Annotated in this window: 18 protein-coding genes; 6 read left to right on the top strand and 12 right to left on the bottom strand. The window is 70.5% G+C overall.

Annotated features, from left to right (window positions below; translation table 11 throughout):
• The first annotated feature begins 34 nt into the window (after positions 1–34).
• Positions 35–844 carry a hypothetical protein gene (locus N4G66_RS00500; RefSeq protein WP_261701848.1) on the top strand — a complete coding sequence of 270 codons (810 nt, stop codon included), beginning with the start codon at positions 35–37 and terminating at the stop codon, positions 842–844.
• A 240-nt stretch (positions 845–1,084) separates the two neighbouring features.
• Here the strand turns inward: N4G66_RS00500 and N4G66_RS00495 are convergent, their stop codons facing one another.
• Both N4G66_RS00495 and N4G66_RS00490 read right to left on the bottom strand, forming a co-directional pair.
• Positions 1,085–3,484 carry a cation-translocating P-type ATPase gene (locus N4G66_RS00495; RefSeq protein ID WP_261701847.1) on the bottom strand — a complete coding sequence of 800 codons (2,400 nt, stop codon included), beginning with the start codon at positions 3,482–3,484 and terminating at the stop codon, positions 1,085–1,087.
• 114 nt (positions 3,485–3,598) lie between these two features.
• Entirely contained in the window at positions 3,599–3,874 is a 276-nt protein-coding gene (locus N4G66_RS00490; RefSeq protein WP_261701846.1) for a DUF2530 domain-containing protein, read from the bottom strand.
• Between the two features lie 237 nt (positions 3,875–4,111).
• Here N4G66_RS00490 and N4G66_RS00485 point away from each other — a divergent pair, with 237 nt between their 5' ends.
• Complete coding sequence (locus N4G66_RS00485) at positions 4,112–5,563, top strand: NCS2 family permease (RefSeq protein ID WP_261701845.1); 1,452 nt, start codon at positions 4,112–4,114, stop codon at positions 5,561–5,563.
• 22 nt (positions 5,564–5,585) lie between these two features.
• Here the strand turns inward: N4G66_RS00485 and N4G66_RS00480 are convergent, their stop codons facing one another.
• A complete protein-coding gene (locus N4G66_RS00480) occupies positions 5,586–5,768 on the bottom strand; it encodes a BrnA antitoxin family protein (protein ID WP_261701844.1) in 183 nt (60 codons plus the stop codon).
• 145 nt (positions 5,769–5,913) lie between these two features.
• Between N4G66_RS00480 and N4G66_RS00475 the strand changes: the two genes are divergently transcribed.
• The 3 genes from N4G66_RS00475 to thpR all read left to right on the top strand — a co-directional run bounded on the left by N4G66_RS00475 (position 5,914) and on the right by thpR (position 8,851).
• Entirely contained in the window at positions 5,914–6,351 is a 438-nt protein-coding gene (locus tag N4G66_RS00475) for a MarR family winged helix-turn-helix transcriptional regulator (RefSeq protein ID WP_261701843.1), read from the top strand.
• Between the two features lie 272 nt (positions 6,352–6,623).
• Positions 6,624–7,988, top strand: coding sequence for an MFS transporter (locus N4G66_RS00470; protein ID WP_315903595.1), 1,365 nt, complete (start codon positions 6,624–6,626; stop codon positions 7,986–7,988).
• A 272-nt stretch (positions 7,989–8,260) separates the two neighbouring features.
• Positions 8,261–8,851, top strand: a complete 591-nt coding sequence (gene thpR / locus N4G66_RS00465) for an RNA 2',3'-cyclic phosphodiesterase (RefSeq protein ID WP_261701841.1) — start codon at positions 8,261–8,263, stop codon at positions 8,849–8,851.
• A 207-nt stretch (positions 8,852–9,058) separates the two neighbouring features.
• Here thpR and N4G66_RS00460 read toward each other — a convergent pair whose 3' ends face one another.
• Together N4G66_RS00460 and N4G66_RS00455 are read right to left on the bottom strand one after the other, a co-directional pair.
• Complete coding sequence (locus N4G66_RS00460) at positions 9,059–10,051, bottom strand: aldo/keto reductase (protein ID WP_261701840.1); 993 nt, start codon at positions 10,049–10,051, stop codon at positions 9,059–9,061.
• A 135-nt stretch (positions 10,052–10,186) separates the two neighbouring features.
• Complete coding sequence (locus N4G66_RS00455) at positions 10,187–10,870, bottom strand: SGNH/GDSL hydrolase family protein (RefSeq protein ID WP_261701839.1); 684 nt, start codon at positions 10,868–10,870, stop codon at positions 10,187–10,189.
• A 317-nt stretch (positions 10,871–11,187) separates the two neighbouring features.
• On the opposite strand from N4G66_RS00455, the gene N4G66_RS00450 reads away from it, so the two are divergent.
• Positions 11,188–12,189, top strand: a complete 1,002-nt coding sequence (locus N4G66_RS00450) for a WD40 repeat domain-containing protein (protein WP_261701838.1) — start codon at positions 11,188–11,190, stop codon at positions 12,187–12,189.
• A gap of 158 nt (positions 12,190–12,347) precedes the next feature.
• On the opposite strand, the gene serC is transcribed toward N4G66_RS00450, so the two are convergent.
• From serC to N4G66_RS00415, 7 genes are all read right to left on the bottom strand, one after another.
• Positions 12,348–13,466, bottom strand: a complete 1,119-nt coding sequence (gene serC, locus N4G66_RS00445; RefSeq protein WP_261701837.1) for a phosphoserine transaminase — start codon at positions 13,464–13,466, stop codon at positions 12,348–12,350.
• Between the two features lie 198 nt (positions 13,467–13,664).
• Positions 13,665–14,888 carry a cytochrome P450 family protein gene (locus tag N4G66_RS00440; RefSeq protein WP_261701836.1) on the bottom strand — a complete coding sequence of 408 codons (1,224 nt, stop codon included), beginning with the start codon at positions 14,886–14,888 and terminating at the stop codon, positions 13,665–13,667.
• A gap of 106 nt (positions 14,889–14,994) precedes the next feature.
• The gene (locus N4G66_RS00435; RefSeq protein ID WP_261701835.1) at positions 14,995–16,215 is read right to left on the bottom strand and encodes a cytochrome P450; all 1,221 of its coding nucleotides are present in this window, start codon (positions 16,213–16,215) and stop codon (positions 14,995–14,997) included.
• Entirely contained in the window at positions 16,212–16,850 is a 639-nt protein-coding gene (locus N4G66_RS00430; protein WP_391858727.1) for a GTP-binding protein, read from the bottom strand. Before N4G66_RS00430 ends, N4G66_RS00435 begins: the two co-directional genes overlap by 4 nt.
• Positions 16,831–17,187, bottom strand: coding sequence for a DUF742 domain-containing protein (locus tag N4G66_RS00425; protein WP_261701834.1), 357 nt, complete (start codon positions 17,185–17,187; stop codon positions 16,831–16,833). Before N4G66_RS00425 ends, N4G66_RS00430 begins: the two co-directional genes overlap by 20 nt.
• On the bottom strand, positions 17,184–17,591 hold the full coding sequence (locus N4G66_RS00420; protein WP_261701833.1) for a roadblock/LC7 domain-containing protein: 408 nt from the start codon (positions 17,589–17,591) through the stop codon (positions 17,184–17,186). Before N4G66_RS00420 ends, N4G66_RS00425 begins: the two co-directional genes overlap by 4 nt.
• A complete protein-coding gene (locus N4G66_RS00415; RefSeq protein ID WP_261701832.1) occupies positions 17,588–19,516 on the bottom strand; it encodes an ATP-binding protein in 1,929 nt (642 codons plus the stop codon). Before N4G66_RS00415 ends, N4G66_RS00420 begins: the two co-directional genes overlap by 4 nt.
• Positions 19,517–19,826 lie beyond the last annotated feature (310 nt).

The following is a 19,826-nucleotide window of genomic DNA, read 5'->3' as shown; positions in this document are numbered from 1 at the left end:
GCCGGGACCCCCTTTCCCACTTGGGGAACCCCACATGCGCATACGAGCCACCGTGGCCGCCGTCACCGGCGCCCTGGCCCTCTCCGCTCTCGCCGTGCCGGCCGCGCAGGCCGCAGGCAACCCGGTGTCCGGCGTCACCTTCTCCAACGTCGTGATCAACAGTGGCAAGAACATCGTGGTCGGTGCCTCGGCGCAGGTCACGGTCAGCGCGACCTACACGGTGACGCACCCGTCGGGCCTCAACCCGAGCTCCATCGAGACGGGCCCGGTGCTCTACCGCGGTACCTCGATCACCTCGCCGACCGACATCCTCGGCGGCGACGAGGGCGGCACCTGCACCGTCTCCACCTCGACCGAGTTCAAGTGCACGGCCGAGATCCAGTTCCGTCCGGTCCCCGGCGCCGACTACGACGACCTGACCTCCGCCGAGGCCGGCGCCTGGAAGGTCGGCGCGGTCGCCGTCGACGCCACCGGCAACACCAACAACGTCAAGTGGCAGGGCGACCTGGGCACCAAGAACCTCCAGCGCTACTCCAAGCTGACGGTCAACGCCGCCCCGGAGCCGGTCAAGAAGGGCAAGACCATCACGGTCACCGGCGCGCTGACCCGCGCGAGCTGGGACGCCGCCAAGTACTACGGCTACGGCACCCAGTCGGTGAATCTGCAGTTCCGCAAGGCGGGCAGCAGCACCTACACCACCCTCAAGACGGTCAAGACGGACAGCTCCGGCAACCTGAAGACGACCACGACGGCCACCGTCGACGGCACCTTCCGCTACAGCTTCGCGGGCACCTCGACCACCTCGGCCGTCAGTGCCACGGGTGACTACGTCGACGTGCAGTGACCCATGAGTTGAGTTGACCGAAGATCCCCGGCCCGGCGGCCGGGGATCTTTGTCTGTCCCCACCCCGCCGCGACGCCGGTAAGGGGCGACCAAGGAATCCGTCTCTCCTGCAACTTTTCCGTAGGCCCAGGTGATCTTTTTTCGAGTCGGCAGACTCCACCATCACTTGGGCCCCGTGTGAAGACGAGCCGTAGGGAACGACCACCTCAGGGGCCCCTTCTCCACTGGCTGAAGCAGCCCCTACGCGGGAACGCGGCGGTCGACCCACCTCCACAGGAACTCCAGGACGGTCGCCGCCACCACCGAGATCAGCACCGCGACCCACGGCATCGTCGTGCCGACCAGTTTCAGCGCGAAGAAGTGCTGCAGCTTCGGCACCACGAGCACCAGCAGGAACGCCCCGCCCATCGAGGCGACGAGGCAGATCCGCCACCAGGTGTAGGGCCGGGCGATGATCGCGAGCACCCACATCGAGACCAGGAAGAGCGTCAGCGTCGCGGCGCTCGTCTCCGCCTCCAGCGAGCCGTCTCCTGTGTAGTAGTGGCGCGCGATCAGATACATCACGAAGGTGGCCACGCCCGCGACGACCCCGCCCGGGATCGAGTACCGCATCACCCGCCGTACGAAGTGGGGCTGGGCACGCTCCTTGTTGGGGGCGAGGGCGAGGAAGAACGCCGGAATGCCGATCGTCAGGGTGGACAGCAGGGTCAAGTGGCGTGGCAGGAAGGGATATTCGACCTGCCAGCAGACCACGAGGACGGCCAGCAGGACCGAGTAGACCGTCTTCACCAGGAAGAGCGTCGCGACCCGGGTGATGTTCCCGATGACCCGGCGGCCCTCCCCGACCACCGAGGGCAGTGTCGAGAAGCTGTTGTTGAGCAGCACGATCTGGGCCACCGCGCGGGTGGCCTCGGACCCCGAGCCCATGCTCACCCCGATGTCGGCGTCCTTCAGGGCCAGGACGTCGTTCACGCCGTCGCCGGTCATCGCCACCGTGTGCCCGCGGGACTGCAGGGCGCCGACCATGTCCCGCTTCTGCTGCGGGGTGACCCGCCCGAAGACCGTGCCCTTCTCCAGGGACTCGGCCATCTCCTGAGGCTCGGTGGGCAGCCGGCGCGCGTCCACGACCTCGCCGGTGAGCCCGAGCTTGCCGGCCACCGCGCCCACCGACACCGCGTTGTCGCCGGAGATGACCTTGGCCTTGACGTCCTGGTCGGCGAAGTAGCGCAGGGTGACGGCCGCGTCCGGGCGCAGCCGCTGCTCCAGCACGACCAGCGCGGCGGGCCGCGCGGCCTCCGCCACTTCGGGGTCGTCGAGGTCCTTGGTGGTCTTCGCGAGCAGCAGCACCCGCAGCCCCGCCTCGTTCAGCCGCTCGGTCTCGGCGAGCGCCGCGTCCCCGGCGGGCAGCAGCACGTCGGGAGCGCCGAGCAGCCAGGTGCTGGACTCGCCGTTGCCCTCGCTGAACCCGGCGCCGCTGTACTTGCGGGCGGAGGAAAAGGGCAGTGCCTGGGTGCAGCGCCACTCCTCGCTGTCCGGGTAGGCGGCGATGATCGCCCGGAGGGAGGCGTTCGGCCGGGGATCCGCCTCGCCGAGCGCGCCGAGGACCCTGCGCAGATACGACTCGTCGGCGCCCTGCAGCGGCCGTAGCTCGGTGACGTCCATGCCGCCCTCGGTGAGGGTTCCGGTCTTGTCGAGGCAGACGGTGTCGATGCGGGCGAGGCCCTCGATGGCGGGGAGTTCCTGAACGAGGCACTGTTTCCGGCCAAGACGGATGACGCCGATCGCGAAGGCGACGGAGGTGAGCAGGACCAGCCCCTCGGGGACCATCGGCACGATCCCGCCGACGGTTCGCGCGATGGAGTCCTTGAAGCCGTGCTGTTTGACGACGAGCTGGCTGATGACGAGGCCGATGGCGGTCGGGATCATCATCCACGTCACGTACTTGAGGATCGTGGAGATACCGCTGCGCAGCTCGGAGTGGACCAGCGTGAACCGTGAGGCCTCCTCCGCCAGCTGTGCCGCGTACGCCTCCCGGCCCACCTTCGTCGTGGTGAAGGCGCCGCTGCCCGCGACCACGAAGCTGCCCGACATCACCGGGTCGCCGGCGTGCTTGACCACGGGGTCGGCCTCCCCGGTGAGCAGCGACTCGTCGATCTCCAGTCCGTCGGCCTCCGCGCAACTGCCGTCGACGGCGACCTTGTCGCCCGGCCCGATCTCGATGAGGTCCCCGAGCACGATCTCCGACGCGCGGACCTCGGCGGCGACCCCGTCCCTGCGGACGGTCGGCTTCACCTCGCCGATGACCGCGAGCGAGTCCAGGGTCTTCTTGGCCCGCCACTCCTGGATGATGCCGATCCCGGTGTTGGCGATGATCACGTAACCGAACAGGCTGTCCTGGAACGGCGCCACGAACAGCATGATCAGCCAGAGCACGCCGATGATCGCGTTGAAGCGGGTGAAGACGTTCGCCCGGACGATCTCGCCCACGGAGCGGCTGCTGCGCACCGGGACGTCGTTCACCTCGCCGCGCGCGACCCGCTCGGCCACCTCGGCGGCCGACAACCCCTCGGCCCGCCGGGAGGCGGGTATGGGCACGGGGTGAACGGGATCGAGTTCGGCGCCCGCGTCGATGTGGGTCATGCATTCGACGGTACGTGCGGATATGCGGCTTCACCCGCCGAGTGCGCCAAAGTTCCGACCTGGGGAGGACGGGGCGCGGCGGGGAATGCTGCCGTGGGTGGAGGAGAAGCCCCGTTACTCCGTCACGGGGGCGCCGGGGGAGCCGGCGGCGTGCGCGCGCTTGATCGCGGCGTCACGCTTGCGGACGTACCAGATGCCGATCAGTCCGAGGCCCGCGCCGGCCAGGCAGGTCCACAGCCACCACAGGTGTCCGTGGTCGTCGAACCAGCCGTAGAACGGCAGCTGCACCAGGAAGAGGACGAACCAGAGGATCGTGCCGCCCGTGATGGTGGCGACGACGGGGCCCTCCAGGGGCTCCGGCGCCTCGTGCTTGGGGGTCCACTTCGCCATGTGCACAGCTTACGAGGGTCGGAGACCGGTCGCGTTCGCGCCTGGTCTTCCCTTGTGCGACAAGGGTCTACGCGCGGAGATAGCGATTTCTGACTCATATGTTCATACTGAAACCGTCCGAGTCTGGCCAGTTGTATTCGTATAAAACACCAACAGAGGCCTGGGGGAACCTGTTGGTGAGCGACCACTGACCAGGCTCGATCACGTCCCCGTCCCCCTGCACGTTTGAGGACCCGCATGTCCACCTCGGCCGCCACCAAGGCCCCCGCCCCGCACGAGCCGGAGTCCCGGCCCGCGCAGAGCGCCCTCGACCGCTACTTCAAGATCTCCGAGCGGGGCTCCAGCCTCCCGCGCGAGATCCGCGGCGGCTTCGCCACCTTCTTCGCGATGGCGTACATCATCGTGCTGAACCCGATCATCCTGGGCAGCGCGAAGGACATGTACGGGAACCACCTCGACAACGGACAGCTGGTCACCGCGACCGCGCTGACCGCGGCCTTCACCACGCTCCTCATGGGCGTCATCGGCAACGTGCCGATCGCGCTGGCGGCGGGCCTCGGCGTGAACACGGTGGTCGCCCTCCAGCTCGCGCCCCGGATGTCCTGGCCGGACGCCATGGGCATGGTGGTCCTCGCGGGCTTCATCGTGATGCTCCTGGTCGCCACCGGTCTGCGCGAGCGCGTCATGAACGCGGTGCCGCTCGGTCTGCGCAAGGGCATCGCGATCGGGATCGGCCTGTTCATCATGCTGATCGGCCTGGTGGACTCCGGCTTCGTCACCCGCATCCCGGACATCGCCCAGACGACGGTCCCGCTCCAGCTCGGCACCGACGGTCACCTGCACGGCTGGCCCGTCCTGGTCTTCGTCCTCGGCACCCTGCTCACCCTCGCGCTGATCGTGCGCAAGGTGCCCGGCGCCATCCTCATCTCGATCGTCACCATGACGGTCGCCTCGGTGATCATCAACGCCGTCACCACCGTCCCGTCCTGGGGTCTGACCACCCCGAAGTGGCCCGGCAACCCGGTCGCCAGCCCGGACTTCGGGCTCGTCGGCCAGTTCAGCCTCTTCGGCGGCTTCGGCAAGGTCGGCGTGCTGACCGGCATCCTCTTCGTCTTCACCGTGCTGCTGTCGTGCTTCTTCGACGCGATGGGCACGATCATGGGCATCAGCGACGAGGCCAAGCTGACGGACGCGCAGGGCAACATGCCCGGCATCAACAAGGTCCTCTTCGTCGACGGCATCGCCGTCGCCGCGGGCGGCGCCACCTCCTCCTCGGCCACCACGTGCTTCGTGGAGTCCACGGCCGGCGTCGGCGAGGGTGCCCGCACGGGCTTCGCGAACGTGGTCACCGGCGGGCTCTTCGCCGTCGCCCTGTTCCTGACCCCCGTCGCCACGATGGTCCCGTCCCAGGCAGCCACCCCCGCGCTGATCGCGGTCGGCTTCCTGATCATGTCCCACTCGGTCAAGGAGATCGACTGGGCGGACTACACGATCGCCATCCCGGCCTTCGTGACGATGATGATGATGCCGTTCACCTACTCGATCACCAACGGCATCGGGATGGGCTTCATCACCTTCGTCGTGCTGCGCCTTGCGGCGGGCCGCGGCCGTGACATCCCGGTCGCCATGTACGTGGTGTCGGCGGTGTTCACCTTCTACTACCTCATGCCGGCCCTCGGCCTGACCTGAGCGGCATCAGCAGTACGGGGTCTCAGGTGACCCCGTAGAATTTCTCCGTCTCCTCGACGGCGGTCTGGAACCGCTCGTCGAAGTCGTCGCGAATGAGCGTCCGGACCACATAGTCCTGGACGCTCATTCCGCGTTTCGCGGCATGTTGTCGGAGCCGGTCGAGCAGCTCCCCGTCCATACGCAGGCTGAGCACACTGGTCCCCATGGGGTCGAGGGTCGCCGCTTCCCGACCGGATTCGGGTCATTTTCCGGAGCGATCTCACTCATATGAGTGATCTCTCAGCCCGGATGGCGCGGGTCACGGGCACCCCATTGTTCTTTAGCGAGGGTAATGAGTTACGCTAAAGAACATGCCTGACCTCACCCATGGCGACGACGAGGCCGCCGTGAACGCCTTGCGCTCCGCAGTGATGCGGTTGTCGCGTCGACTCAAGCACCAGCGGGTCGACGAGTCGCTGAGCCCCACCGAGATGTCGGTGCTCGGCACCCTCGCCCGCTGCGGCAGCGCCACGCCCGGCGAGCTCGCCCGCAAGGAACATGTGCAGCCGCCGTCGATGACCCGTATCGTCGCGCTGCTCGAAGCCAAGGGGCTCGTCAGGCTGGAGCCGCACCCCGATGACCGGCGCCAGAAGGTCGTGACGCAGACCGACAAGGCGGAGGCGATGCTCGAAGAGAGCCGCCGCAAGCGGAACGCGTTCCTGGCCGGACTCGTCGAGGCCCTCGGCGAGGACGAATGGGCCAAGCTCCGCGAAGCCGCCCCCGTTCTGGAGAAGCTCGCGCACATCTGACCGCCGGCGGCCCTCTTTCGCTCCCCGATCCCGGTCCGGATCACCGGTCACGACTCGGATCGCTGATCTCGGTCCGGATCGCCGGTCACGGCCCCGATCACTGATCTCGGTCCGGATCACCGGTCTCGGCCGGGATCGCCGATCTCGGTCCAGATCACTGATCTCGGTTCGGATCACCGGTCTCGGAGCAACGGAGGGTCTGCCCTTCCCCGCAAGCGCCGACGCCCCCCCCATGACGCCGACGTCCACGACTGCCCTGGAGGCGAGCCCTTTTGAGTACGGGACCCGGAGCATTCTCCGCCCCCGCACCAGCCACCCACGACTCCACAGCCACCCGCGACTCCCCCCGTTCCGCCTCGATGTTCAGCTCGCTGAAGATCCGGAACTACCGTCTGTTCTTCCTGGGCCAGGTCGTCTCCAACACCGGCACCTGGATGCAGCGCATCGCCCAGGACTGGCTGGTGCTCAGCCTGACCGGCTCCTCCGCCGCGGTCGGCATCACCACCGCGCTCCAGTTCCTGCCGATGCTGCTCTTCGGGCTGTACGGCGGTGTCCTCGTCGACCGTCTCCCCAAGCGCCCGACGCTGCTGGTGACCCAGACGGCGATGGCCCTCACCGGCCTCGCGCTCGCCCTCCTCACCCTCTCCGGCCACGTCCAGGTCTGGCACGTCTATCTCGCCGCCTTCGCCGTCGGTATGGCCACCGTCGTCGACAACCCGGCACGCCAGTCCTTCGTCTCCGAGATGGTCGGCCCCGGCCAGTTGCAGAACGCGGTCAGCCTCAACTCGGCCAACTTCCAGTCCGCGCGGCTGGTCGGCCCCGCCGTCGCGGGCCTGCTGATCACCGGCGTCGGCACCGGCTGGGCCTTCCTCCTGAACGGCCTGTCGTTCGTGGCCCCCATGGCGGGCCTGCTGCTGATGCGCGCCCGTGAACTGCACGTCGTCGAGCGGGCACCGCGCGCCAAGGGCCAGCTCCGCGAAGGCCTCCACTACGTCGCGGGCCGCCCCGAACTGATCTGGCCGATCGTTCTCGTCGGCTTCATCGGCACTTTCGGCTTCAACTTCCCCGTCTGGCTGTCGGCGTACGCGGACGACATCTTCCACTCGGGCGCGGGGGCGTACAGCCTCTTCAACACGCTGATGGCGATCGGCTCGCTGGCCGGTGCGCTCCTCGCCGCCCGGCGCGGCACGGCCCGGCTGCGCGTACTGATCGCGGCGGCGGTGGCCTTCGGCGCGCTGGAGGTGGTGGCGGCGGCGGCCCCCACGCTCTGGCTGTTCTCGCTCCTGATGGTCCCGATCGGCATCTTCGGACTGACGGTGAACGTCACCGCGAACACCTCGGTCCAGATGGCCACCGACCCGGCCATGCGCGGCCGCGTCATGGCGCTGTTCATGATGGTCTTCGTGGGCGGCACACCGCTGGGCGCGCCGCTGATCGGCTGGGTCACCGACGTCTACGGCCCCCGGCTGGGCTTCGCGCTCGGCGGGCTGGTCTCGATGGCCGCGGCGACGACGATCGGCCTGGTCCTGGCCCGCCTGGGCGGCCTGCGTGTCTCCCTCGGCTGGCACCACGGACACCCCCGGATCCGCTTCGTCCCGCGCGTGCGGAGCGAGGAGCAGCCGGCCGCCGCGGTGTGACCAGGCGCCTCGGAGGCGGTCGGTCCGCTCACGCGGCCGGCCGCCTCACGCGTATGTGCGTACGTACGGAAGCGGGCGGAGCGGTCCGCCGCCTCACGCGTACGGGGCCGAGCGGTCGGGGGAGTCCGGCCGGCACCTTGCCCGTACGGCGCGGCCCACACGTTCGGGAGCGTTCCAGGGAGCCGGCCGGCCCGGCTTCGGGAGCCTTCGACGGAGCCGGCCGCCTCGCCCGCTCCCGTGTGCTGATCGCCGTTCCCTGGAAGGCTGGCCCCATGAGACTCTTCGCGGCGGTACTGCCCCCTGCCGATGTGGTGCGTGAACTCGCCCCGGAAATGGACACGTTGCAGCGGATGCCGGGTGCGGACTCGTTGCGCTGGACGGGCCGCCCCGGCTGGCACTTCACCCTCGCGTTCTACGGAGAGGTGGCCGAGGACACCGTCCCGGACCTCGCGGAGCGGCTGCTGCGGGCCGCCCGGCGCACCGACCCGTTCCCGCTGTCCCTGCGCGGTGGCGGGCACTTCGGCGGGCGTGCTCTGTGGGTGGGGGCGGCGGGAGACGTCGAGACCATGCGACTGCTGGCCGACCGGGCGGAGGCCGCGGGCCGCAAGGCGGGCGTCGAGATGGAGGAGCACCGCCGTTACCGGCCTCATCTGACGGTGGCCCGCAGCCGCGACTCCGCCGACTTCAAGCCGTACGTCGCCGCCCTGGACACCTTCGCCGGGAAGCCCTGGACGGTGGGTGAGCTGTGTCTCGTCCGCAGCAACCTGCCGACGTCGGGAGTGCCCGGTGAGCAGCCCCGATACGAAACGGTGGTGAGCCGGCCGCTGGGGGCGGGCGACGGGACCGGCCGGGCGGCCGGTTAACCTCGACGACGTGAACCCGAAGACCCGTAACCGGATCATGGCCAGTGTGCTCGTGCTGATGTTCTTCGTCGTGGCCATGGCGGCGGCGGTCAGATAACGACCGCCACCGCCGGATGCCTGGTGGCGGCCGAACGGCGACGGCCACCGCCGGATGCCGTCGGCGGTCGGACAGCGACTGCCACCGCCACCGCCGGGCGCGTGGCCCGTCTACCAGGCGAACGCCTCGGGGGACGGCCCCGGTCCCGGGAAGATCTCGTCGAGAGCCTCCAGGACCTCCTCCGACAGCTCCAGCTCCACGGCGCGCAGCGCCGACTCGAGTTGCTCCGCGGTGCGCGGTCCCACGATGGGGCCGGTGACACCGGGACGGGTCAGCAGCCAGGCCAGCGCGGCCTCTCCGGGCTCCAGACCGTGCTTCTCCAGCAGATCCTCGTACGACTGGATCTGGGCCCGTACGGCCGTGTTGGCGAGGGCGTCGGCGGACCGGCCGCTCGCCCGTCGGCCGCCCTCGACCTCCTTCTTGATCACACCGCCCAGCAGTCCGCCGTGCAGCGGCGACCAGGGGATGACGCCGAGCCCGTACTCCTGGGCGGCCGGGATGACCTCCATCTCGGCGCGGCGCTCGGCGAGGTTGTAGAGGCACTGCTCGCTGACCAGGCCGATGGTGCCGCCGCGGCGGGCGGCGATCTCGTTGGCCTGGGCGATCTTGTAGCCGGGGAAGTTGCTGGACCCCACGTAGAGGATCTTCCCCTGCCGCACCAGGACGTCGATCGCCTGCCAGATCTCGTCGAACGGCGTCGAACGGTCGACGTGGTGGAACTGGTAGATGTCGATGTGGTCGGTCTGCAGGCGCTTCAGGCTCGCGTCGACCGCCCGCCGGATGTTGAGGGCGGAGAGCTTGTCCTGGTTGGGCCACGGAGCGCCCTCGGCGCCCATGTTTCCGTACACCTTGGTGGCGAGGACCGTCCGTTCACGCCGGTCGCCGCCCTTCGCGAACCAGTTCCCGATGATCGATTCGGTACGGCCCTTGTTCTCGCCCCAGCCGTACACGTTCGCCGTGTCGAAATAGTTGATTCCCGCGTCCAGCGCCGCGTCCATGATGGCGTGGCTGTCGGCCTCGTCGGTCTGCGGTCCGAAGTTCATGGTGCCGAGGACGAGCCGACTGACCTTGAGCCCCGTACGTCCGAGCTGTGTGTACTCCATGACTCACCAGCCAACGTCGTGGAGTGCGCTCTAGGCAAGAGCAGGCCGGGTGACGGCACGGAGGCCGGACGCACTCCCGCAACGATGCCCGGGCGCGGGCGCACCCGCGCGGTGACCGGGCAACGCCCTTTTCCGTCAGGCCTGTTGGGCCGTGTACGGCTCGCCCAGGTCCCAGGCCTGGTACATCGCCTCCGCGAAACCCTCCGCGATCTTGTGCTCGCCGCTCGCGTTCGGGTGGGTGCCGTCGTACGTGTCGAAGGTGACGTCGTACGAGGGCGGCGGGGACGCGAGCAGCAGCGGGGAGCGCGGCTCGTCGAGGTCGGCGACCGCCTTGGCGAGCAGCTCGTTGAAGGCGGTGACCTGGACGGCGAAGGGGGCGTCGGTCTCGGCGCGGACGTTCGGTATCACCGGGAGCAGGACCATGCGGACGCGCGGGTTCGCGGCGCGGGCCTCCTCGACGAAGGCGCGGGCGTTGTCGGCGGTCTGGACGGCGTTCGTGTAGAAGCCGAGGTCGATGAGGCCGAGGGAGACCAGCAGGACGTCGGCGCGCTGCGCGCGGACCGCCTCACGGATCAGCGGGGCCATGTGCAGCCAGCCCTCGCCCCAGCCGGCCAGGTGGGCGCGGGGGAACTCCGGGTCCGCGTACTCGTACGAGTCGGGGCACTCCGTCGCCTTGTCGTAGAGCGTCTCGCGCGGGCCGACGATCTTGAACGGGCCCCGGTACGTCGCGCGCAGGTGCTGCCACATCCGGTAACGCCATGTGTGTTCGCCCGCGCTACCGATCGTCATGGAGTCGCCGACGGGCATGAACCTGAGCATCCGATCATCATGGACGATCGGTCCGGGTGCCATGAGCCGTGACGGTGTGAGGCTGGACACGCCTTCGCGGGGCCGGTGGGGCACATGGGGGACCGGGTGGGTCCGAAGCGCGGGGAGGGGCGGGTCCGGCGGGCGGGCGGGGCGAGCCGGGGGTGCGGGTCCGGGCGGATGTGGTGGTCGGCGGGCCTGGTGGTCCCGGGCGTGGGACCCGGCGGCGGGGGTTCGGGCCTGGCGGTCCCGGGCATGGGGACCGGCGGCGCGCGTTCGGGTGGGTGGGGCCGACGTCGACGGGCCGGTGGGATGGCAGGCTTGGGGTCATGCGCCGATCGCCCTTGTTCGTGTCCGGAGCCGCCGCCGGAGCCCTTGCCGGAGCCGCCCTCGCCGTCGCCCTGGCGACGCCCGCTCTCGCCGACGGCGGGGACGGGGGATTCACCATCAAGGATCCCCGGATCAAGGAGTCGAGCGGCCTCGCCGCCTCGCGCATCCATCCGGGCGTCTACTGGACCCACAACGACAGCGACGACGGGCCCTATCTGTACGCCGTCGACAGCAGGACCGGCCGGACCCTCGCCACGATCACGATGAGCGGGGTCGGCGCGCCCCGGGACGTCGAGGCGATCTCCATCGGCCCCGACGGCGACCTCTACGCCGGCGACATCGGCGACAACCTCGGCGGCAAGTGGGACCACGTGTGGATCTACAAGCTCCCCGAGCCCAAGGTGCTCAAGGACCAGACGATCCGTGCCACGCAGTACGTCGTGAAGTACTCCGACGGCCCCCGCAACGCGGAGGCGCTGATGGTCCACCCCAAGACGGGGCGCGTCTACATCGCCGACAAGGACGAGGACGGCGGCCACCTCTACGCAGGCCCCGCCCGGCTCTCCGCCACCGGCACCAACATCTTCGAGCCCGTCGCGACCATCGACCTCTGGGTCACCGACGGCGCCTTCTCCCCCGACGGCCGGCAGCTCGCCGTACGCGGCTATTTCGGCGGCATCGCCTACTCCTGGAACGACGGCCGGATCAAGAAGACGGGCCGCCTGGACGTGCCTCTCCAGAGCCAGGGCGAGTCCATCACGTACACCCCCGACGGATCGAAGCTCATGTACGGCAGCGAGGGCGCGGACAGCCCCGTGCAGCCGGAGGACGCGCCCGGTACCGGCGGTTCCGACTCCAAGTCGCCCTCCAAGGGCGGCGGTTCCGCGGCCGGGGACGGAAGCGGCGGCGGAATGAGCGGTGGGCTGAAGATCGGCGCCGTCGCGGTCGCGGCCCTCTTCGCCGTGGTCTTCGGCTTCAAGCGGCTGCTGCGCCGCGACTGACCCGCACCACTGTGAAAGCCGGGGCCCAACTCCGGCTGAGGGGAGCCCCCTTACGGCTGAGGGGCACACCTACGAGTTGAGGGGCGCACGCACCTACGACTGAGGGGTGTCCGGCACGCTCGCGTGCCGGACACCCCTCAGTCGTAGGAACAGAACGGTCAGAGCTTCTCGATCACGTAGTCGATGCAGTGCGTCAGCGCCTCGACGTCCGCCGGGTCGATCGCCGGGAACATGGCGACGCGCAGCTGGTTGCGGCCGAGCTTGCGGTAGGGCTCGGTGTCGACGATGCCGTTGGCGCGCAGGACCTTGGCGACGGCGGCGGCGTCGATCTCGTCGGCGAAGTCGATCGTGCCGATGACCTGCGAGCGCTTGGCCGCGTCCGTCACGAACGGGGTGGCGTACTTGCTGTCCTCGGCCCAGCGGTACAGGCGGGTCGAGGAGTCCTTCGTCCGGCCCGCCGACCAGGCGAGGCCGCCCTGGCCGTTGATCCACTCCAGCTGCTCGTTGAGCAGGAAGATCGTGGCGAGGGCCGGAGTGTTGTACGTCTGGTTCTTGCGGGAGTTGTCGATCGCCGTGGGCAGCGAGAAGAACTCCGGGATGTGCCGGCCGGAGGCGTGGATCCGCTCGGCGCGCTCGATCGCGGCCGGGGAGAACACACCGATCCACAGGCCGCCGTCGGAGGCGAAGGACTTCTGCGGGGCGAAGTAGTAGACGTCGGTCTCGGCGATGTCGACGGGCAGGCCGCCGGCGCCGGAGGTGGCGTCCACCAGGACGAGGGAGCCCTCGTCGGCGCCCTGCACCCGCTTGATCGGGGCGGCGACACCGGTCGAGGTCTCGTTGTGGGTGAAGGCGTAGACGTCGACGCCCGCTTCGGCGACCGGCTCGGGGTGCGTGCCCGGGTCGGAGGCGACCACGGTGGGCTCGGCCAGCCACGGGGCGAGCTTCGCCGCCTTCGCGAACTTGGAGGAGAACTCGCCGAACGTGAGGTGCTGCGACTTGTTCTCGATCAGGCCGTGCGTCGCGACGTCCCAGAACGCGGTGGAGCCGCCGTTGCCGAGGACGACCTCGTACCCGTCGGGCAGGGAGAACAGCTCGCGCACGCCCTCGCGCACCTTGCCGACCAGGTTCTTGACCGGGGCCTGGCGGTGGGATGTGCCGAGCAGAGAGCTACCGGTCGCGGCCAGCGCGTCCAGTGCCTCCGTCCGCACCTTGGAGGGGCCAGCGCCGAATCGTCCGTCGGCGGGCTTGATGTCAGCGGGGATCTGGATATCGGCCACGCGGGGAGCCTAGCCGTTCGGGGAAACCTCGGCGAAACGTCGTCCGTCGGCTGAGACGGGCGAGTTGACGCGGGCCGGCGGCCGCCGTCGCCGGAGGGGCCGTGACGGGCCCCTCCGGCGAGCTGCCGCTCCGTCAGCTCGCCTCGCTCGGCGATCAGCCGCACGGGTGGCTCACGGGTGGCCGGCGAGCGGTTCACCTCATTCGGCGGTCAGCCGGACCGGCAGCTCGAACAGGTCGTTCTGCGTCACCACCGGCTTGTTGCGGAGCTCCGACACCGGGACGGCCAGGTCCAGGGACGGGAAGCGCTCGTACAGGGCCGGCAGGGCGACGGCCGCTTCCAGGCGGGACAGGGCCGCGCCGGGGCAGACGTGGGGTCCGTGGCCGAAGGAGATGTGCCGGTTCCGGCTGGTGCGGCTGACGTCGAACTCGCCCGCCGTGGGGCCGTGGGCGTTCTCGTCGCGGCCGATCGCGCCGTACGACACGATCAGCGCGTCGCCCGCCGGGATCACCTTGTCGCCGACCGGGACGTCCTCCGTGGCGAAGCGGATGAGGACGTGGGAGGTCGGGGTGGAGTGGCGCAGGGTCTCCTCGACGACCGCGGACCAGTCGGCCTCGCCGGACAGGACGAGGGCGCGCTGGTCGGGGTGGGCGGAGAGGTTGACGACCGCGTTCACGATCAGGGAGATCGTCGTCTCGTGGCCCGCCGCGACCATCAGCTGGAGGGTGGAGACGATCTCCGCGTCGGTGAGGTGGTCGCCGTCCTCGGAGGCCAGGAGCAGTGCGCTGGTCAGGTCGTCGCCCGGCTCGGCCCGCTTCGCCTCCACCGTCTCCGCCATGATCCCGGCCAGTTCGGTGAGGGTCGCGATGACCTCCGCGGGCGGGGTCTGCGTCGAGAAGAACTTCTCGAACAGCTCCTTCAGACGCGGCAGGCGGGACTCCTCGATGCCCATGAGGTCGGCGATGACGTACATGGGCAGGGGGTAGGCGAAGTCGGCCTTCAGGTCGACGACATCCCCGGTGAGGTCGTCGAGCAGACTCTCCGTCAGCTTCGAGATCCGCTCCCGCATCTGCTCCACCCGGCGCGGTGTCAGCGCCTGCGCCACCAGGGTGCGCATCCGCCGGTGGTCCGCGCCGTCCACGGTGAGCATGGAGCGGCCGGGGTTGGCGAGTCCGATCAGCGGCCAGTCGGCGGCGATCTCGCCGCGCTGCCAGGCGCCCCAGACGTTGATGTCCTTCACCAGACGGGGGTCCGTGAGCAGGGCGCGCGCCTCGGCGTGGTGGGTGACCGCCCACACCGGCACACCGCCGGGCAGTTCGACGGCGGCGAGCGGCCCCGCTGCGCGCAGCGCGGCGCTCTCGCCGTCGAGGTCGGTGACGAAGGGGTCCAGGACTATGCGGGTCTCTTCGGTACCGGTGGTCATGCGGGGATGCCTCCAAGGGCTGGGGTGGGAGTACTGCGGCTTCCCGGGGGCAGGGGACAGCCCCGGGCCCCGGCCGGACAGCGCGTCGGCCGGGCGCGACGGCGTCTCAGAGGACGGGTACGGGCGTGAACCGTACGGGCAGTTCGCTCAGGCCCCGCAGCCACGGGGAGGGGCGCCGGGCCAGCGACTCGGCCGGCACGGTCAGGTCGATGTCCGGGAGCCGGTCCAGCACGACCTCGATCCCGGTGCGCGCGATGACCTCCGCGACCTCCTGCGCCGGGAACGGGCAGCGGTGCTCCCCGTGACCGAAGGAGAAGTGGGCGTTGTTGCCCCCGGTGAGCGCGGAACTGTCGGTGCGGACCTGGGGGTCGGAGTTGGCGCCCTGGAGGCCGAGCAGCAGCAGGTCGCCGGAGCGGACCCGGCGGCCGCCGAGCTGGGTGTCGCGGGAGGCCCAGCGCCCGGCCACGTTCTGGGTGGGGGTGTCCTCCCACAGCACCTCGTTCATGGCCTCGGCGACACTGTGCCGGCCGCCGAACAGCGAGGCCGCGAACCGCTCGTCGGTGAGCATCAGGCGCAACGAGTTGCCGATCCAGTCCGCGGTCGGCTGGTGGCCGGCGGCCATCATGACCATCAGGTCCTGGACGATCTCCTCTTCGGTGAAGCCTGCGGTGTTCGCGAGCATCCGGGAGACCACGTCGTTGGCCGGGCTCTCCTTGCGGTCGGCGATCAACTTGGCCATGGAGCCGGCGAGATGCTGCTGCCCGGCCAGTGCGCCCTCGCGCCCGTTGATCATGTCGTTCAGGGCGGTCACCAGGCCCGGACCCTGCTCGTCGGCGAAGCCGTAGAGCGTCGCGAGGACCCGTACGGGCAGCAGGGCCGCGTAGTCGCCGATGAGGTCCGTCTCGCCCTTGGGGCAGACCGCGTCGATCAGTTCGTCGGCGAACTTCTCGGCCTGGGAGCGCAGTTCGAAGGGGTCGACGGCTTCGAGGGCGTCGCTGATCATCGCGGCCCGCTCACGGTGGCGCTCGCCGACGGTGTACAGGATGGAGGGCTGCTTGCGGCCGATCATCGGCAGCAGCGGCCAGTCGTCGGGGATGCGGTCCCACTGGCTCCACAGGTCCGAGTCCCGGCTGAACAGCTGGGGATCGCCCGTCACTTGGTGCAGTTCGCGGTAGCCCAGCACCAGCCAGGCCGGGATGTCGCCGTCGAGGACGACCGGCACGACGGAACCGTGGTCGCGCCGCATCTCCCGGTACAGCTCGGCGGGTTCGGTCTGGAACCGCGGCCCGCCGAGGGGGACGGGCGCGGATGCGGTGGTGGGGGTCACAGCGCCAACTCCGGTGATTGAAGGGCGCCTTCCGCGGCTGCGGCGCCGTGGAGGGCGTAGCGGGACTGGAGGTGCTCCACCAGCGTGATCAGCACCCGCTTGCTGGACTCCCGGGAGCGGGCGTCGCAGTCGAGCAGCGGCACGTGCGGGTCGAGGTCGAGGGCCTCGCGGATCTGCGCGGGGGTGTGCGGGGGCCCGCCGAAGTCGTTGCAGGCCACGATGAACGGCGTGCCGTGGTGCTCCAGCCGGTCGATGGCGTACCAGGACTCGTCGATACGACGGGTGTCGACCAGGACGATCGCCCCGAGCGTTCCGGAGAACAGCCGGTCCCACAGGAACCAGAACCGCTCCTGCCCGGGTGCGCCGAAGAGGTACAGGATGTTGTGCGTGTCCAGCGTGATGCGCCCGAAGTCGAAGGCGACGGTGGTCGCGGACTTGCCGCGCACCTCGCTGGTGTCGTCGACGGCCTCGCCGGCCTGCGTCATCGTCTCCTCGGTGTTGAGGGGACGTATCTCGCTGACCGAGCGGACCAGGGTCGTCTTGCCGACACCGAAGCCACCCACGATCACGATCTTGAGGCCGTTGTCGGCCGACGCGGACAGGGGCGCACGAGCGTCAGAGGTTACGGAGTCCAACGAGCACCTGCTCCAGGATGTCGGGATCGGGAAGACCGGAAGGAACAGTGGTGTGCGGGTGACGGGCGCTGACGCGGCCCGTGGAGAGCAGGTCGGAGAGCAGGATGCGGGTGATCGACACCGGCAGCTTCAGCTCCGCCGCTATCTCCACGACCGCCGTCGGCCGCTCGCACATCCGCAGGATCGCGGCGTGCTCGGACTGCATGCCCGCCACCGGATCGCACTCGGCGACCACCAGCGTCACCAGGTCGAAGGGGGTGTCGGGCCCGGACCGGGTGCGCCCCTGGGTGAGGGTGTACAGCCGGTCGGGCGCGTCGTCCCTGCCAGGACGGCTCATGACGACCGGGGCGGCGAGGTCAGGTGCTCGCCGAGTTGTTCCACGAGTTCGCTCATGTTGTGCCCGACCAGTCCGGCGTCGGCGTCCTCGGCGGTGACGACGGCGAGATGCGCGCCGTCGCCGGCCTCCACGATGAAGAGCACCCCTCCGTAGAACTCGGCCATCGCCGAGCGCACACCCCCGCTGCCGTCGCCGAACTCCACGGACGCCCCGTGGGACAGCGACTGGATGCCGGCGGCGATGGCGGCGAGCTGGTCGGCCTGGTCGACCGACAGCTCCGGAGTGCGGCACAGCTTCAGGCCGTCGCGGGAGAGCACGAGCGCGTGCCGGGCGCCCGGGGTGCGCTCAAGGAGGCCCTCGATGAGCCAGGTGAGCTTCTCGTCGGCGGTGATGGTGCCGGTCATGGGGTGGTGTCGCCTTCCGGGAGCGCGTGCGCGGTGGGGGTGGTGGAGGTGGTGGAAGCGGCGGGCGCGGCGCCCTGTACGGCGGCTTCGTCGCGGGCGTCGTCCGCGGCCCGTACGGGATGCGCGTCCGGGACACGGTCCTCGGCTCGTACACGGTCTTCGGGACGCGGGCGGTCCTCGGCCTGTACGCGGTCCTCGCGTCGTGCGAGGTCCTCGGGCCGCGCACGGCCTTCGGCCGGTGGGGGATCCTCGACCGCCACGGGTTCGGGTGCGCCCGGCGCCGTGCCGCGTACCGCCTGGCGGAAGGTGCCGAAGCGGGCGGCCGACCGGGACTTGGGGTCGTCGCCGGTACGGGGTTCAGGGGTGGCCGGGGGCGAGGCGTGCGAGCGGCTGCGCTCGGCGTGGGCGAGGGTGCGTCCGCGACGGCGCTTGGGAAGGCCGCCGGTGGACGCGGGACCCTGCTCGTGCCGGGGCGAGTCATGGGTCGGGACGGGGTCCGGGTCGAGGTCGTCGGCCGAGCGGGCGGCGGCGTACGACACGGGGGACGCGGAGGATTCCTGGGGCGACCGGGACTCCTGCGAGCCCTGCGAGCCGTGTGGCCTCTGGGGCTCCGGCGGCTCCTGGTCGGCCCGGGACCGTGACGCGGAGGTGCGGCCCTCGACGGCCGCCGGGGCGGACACGACGGGCTCGGGCCCGGCCGACAGCGGGGTTGTGCCGTGCGGGGCGTTCGCCGGCGTCAGGAGGTCCTGCGGGATCAGGACGAGAACGCCGGTGCCGCCGCGGGCGGAGGGCCGGAAGGAGACCTTCAGGCCGTACTTGCCGGCCAGCCGGCCGACCACCGCGAGGCCGAGGCGGGTGCCGGTGAGTCCGCCGAGATCGGACGCGTTCACGATGCCCCCGGAGACGGCGCGTTCGGCGCGCCGCAGCTGGACGTCGCCCATCACCAGTCCGCTGTCCTCGACGGAGACGATGACACCCGCCGGGACCTCCTCGACGTACACATGCACTTCGGCGGTGGGCGGCGAGAAGTTGGCGGCGTTGTCGAGGAGTTCGGCGAGCGCGTGCATGACGCCCTCGGCGGCGTGTCCGGCGACGGCGGCCCCGCTGGTGGAGTGGACGCGCACGCGCTGGTAGCCGCCGATGCGGCCCATGGCGCCGCGCAGGATCGACTCCATGACGATCGGGCGGGCCCAGCGGCGTCCCGAGCGCGCACTCGTCAGGACGGCGACGGAGTCGGCGAGGCGGCCCGCCTGCGCGGTGCGGTGGTCGAGGTGGAGGAGGTCGGCGAGGACGTCCTCGTCGGAGTGTCTCTCCTCCATGGCCCGCAGGTCGGCGAGCATGCCGGTGGACAGCGCCTGCATGCGTGCGGCCGCGTTGGCGGTCGCCGAGACCGCGGCGGTCCGGTTGCTGTCGGCCTTCCGGGCGAGCTCGGAGAGTTCGGCGTTGCGCTCGGTGAGCCGGGCGCGGTCGCCGATGAGCAGCTCCCGCTCCTCGGTGAACTCTTCGGTGAGGCGGGCTCGTTCGCGTGCGGCGGTCTCGGTCAGGCGGATCCGCTCCTGGGTCGCGGCCTCGGTCGCGCGGGCGCGGTCGCGGGCGGCCTCGTCGGCCAGCCGGGCGCGTTCCTGGCTGAACTCCTCGGCCAGCCGGGCGCGTTCCTGCAGGAGCCGGCCGACGTCCTTGGTCACGTTGTCGAGGCGACGGAGTATCAGTCGCTTGGTCTGTACGGCGCGGGTGGCCACCGTGACGGCCGCGCACAGCAGCACCGCGGCGGCGCCGGTGCCCCAGGCGAGGGGTACGCGGGCCGGTTCGGGTGCCAGCAGGACGGCGGCCACCACCGCGACCGCGGCCGGGACGGCGGCGGCCAGCGCGGCTTGCGCCGTGGCGCGCAGGGTGGGTCGATCGCCGGAGGGCAGGGGCGGGGTCATCAATCGGTCCTCGGTCGTGTTCTTGGGGGGAGAACGTGTCCTCGGTCGTGTCCTCGGTCGGTCCTGGGCGAGAAGCGACACCTGATGCTCAACTCGCGGTCACTATATGAGAGTTCGTGATCCGATTGGGAGGCTTCGGGAAGCGGTTTCATGATCGCCTCGGCATATCGGGGCCTTTCGGGTGCGCGGTCGGGCGGCCGGAGCCGGTGCCCGGCGGCATCCTGGAGACATGACGGATCTGGGTGGACGGCCGGAGGAACAGCCGGAGGGACGGCCGGGAGGACGGCCGGAGGGACGGCCGGAGGGACAG

It is taken from the genome of Streptomyces rhizosphaerihabitans (assembly GCF_025399795.1).
In the GTDB taxonomy this organism is placed as follows: domain Bacteria; phylum Actinomycetota; class Actinomycetes; order Streptomycetales; family Streptomycetaceae; genus Streptomyces; species Streptomyces rhizosphaerihabitans.
The sequence above is the reverse complement of the archived record's forward strand: the minus strand, read 5'-3'. Positions and strand labels throughout refer to the sequence as shown.

What these genes read in the sequence shown, in the direction of transcription:
- N4G66_RS00500 (WP_261701848.1), top strand. Translation starts at nt 35, where the DNA reads ATGCGCATACGAGCCACCGTGGCCGCCGTCACCGGCGCCCTGGCCCTC.
- N4G66_RS00495 (WP_261701847.1), bottom strand. Translation starts at nt 3,484, where the DNA reads ATGACCCACATCGACGCGGGCGCCGAACTCGATCCCGTTCACCCCGTG.
- N4G66_RS00490 (WP_261701846.1), bottom strand. Translation starts at nt 3,874, where the DNA reads ATGGCGAAGTGGACCCCCAAGCACGAGGCGCCGGAGCCCCTGGAGGGC.
- N4G66_RS00485 (WP_261701845.1), top strand. Translation starts at nt 4,112, where the DNA reads ATGTCCACCTCGGCCGCCACCAAGGCCCCCGCCCCGCACGAGCCGGAG.
- N4G66_RS00480 (WP_261701844.1), bottom strand. Translation starts at nt 5,768, where the DNA reads ATGGGGACCAGTGTGCTCAGCCTGCGTATGGACGGGGAGCTGCTCGAC.
- N4G66_RS00475 (WP_261701843.1), top strand. Translation starts at nt 5,914, where the DNA reads ATGCCTGACCTCACCCATGGCGACGACGAGGCCGCCGTGAACGCCTTG.
- thpR (WP_261701841.1), top strand. Translation starts at nt 8,261, where the DNA reads ATGAGACTCTTCGCGGCGGTACTGCCCCCTGCCGATGTGGTGCGTGAA.
- N4G66_RS00460 (WP_261701840.1), bottom strand. Translation starts at nt 10,051, where the DNA reads ATGGAGTACACACAGCTCGGACGTACGGGGCTCAAGGTCAGTCGGCTC.
- N4G66_RS00455 (WP_261701839.1), bottom strand. Translation starts at nt 10,870, where the DNA reads ATGCTCAGGTTCATGCCCGTCGGCGACTCCATGACGATCGGTAGCGCG.
- N4G66_RS00450 (WP_261701838.1), top strand. Translation starts at nt 11,188, where the DNA reads ATGCGCCGATCGCCCTTGTTCGTGTCCGGAGCCGCCGCCGGAGCCCTT.
- N4G66_RS00440 (WP_261701836.1), bottom strand. Translation starts at nt 14,888, where the DNA reads ATGACCACCGGTACCGAAGAGACCCGCATAGTCCTGGACCCCTTCGTC.
- N4G66_RS00425 (WP_261701834.1), bottom strand. Translation starts at nt 17,187, where the DNA reads ATGAGCCGTCCTGGCAGGGACGACGCGCCCGACCGGCTGTACACCCTC.
- N4G66_RS00420 (WP_261701833.1), bottom strand. Translation starts at nt 17,591, where the DNA reads ATGACCGGCACCATCACCGCCGACGAGAAGCTCACCTGGCTCATCGAG.
- N4G66_RS00415 (WP_261701832.1), bottom strand. Translation starts at nt 19,516, where the DNA reads ATGACCCCGCCCCTGCCCTCCGGCGATCGACCCACCCTGCGCGCCACG.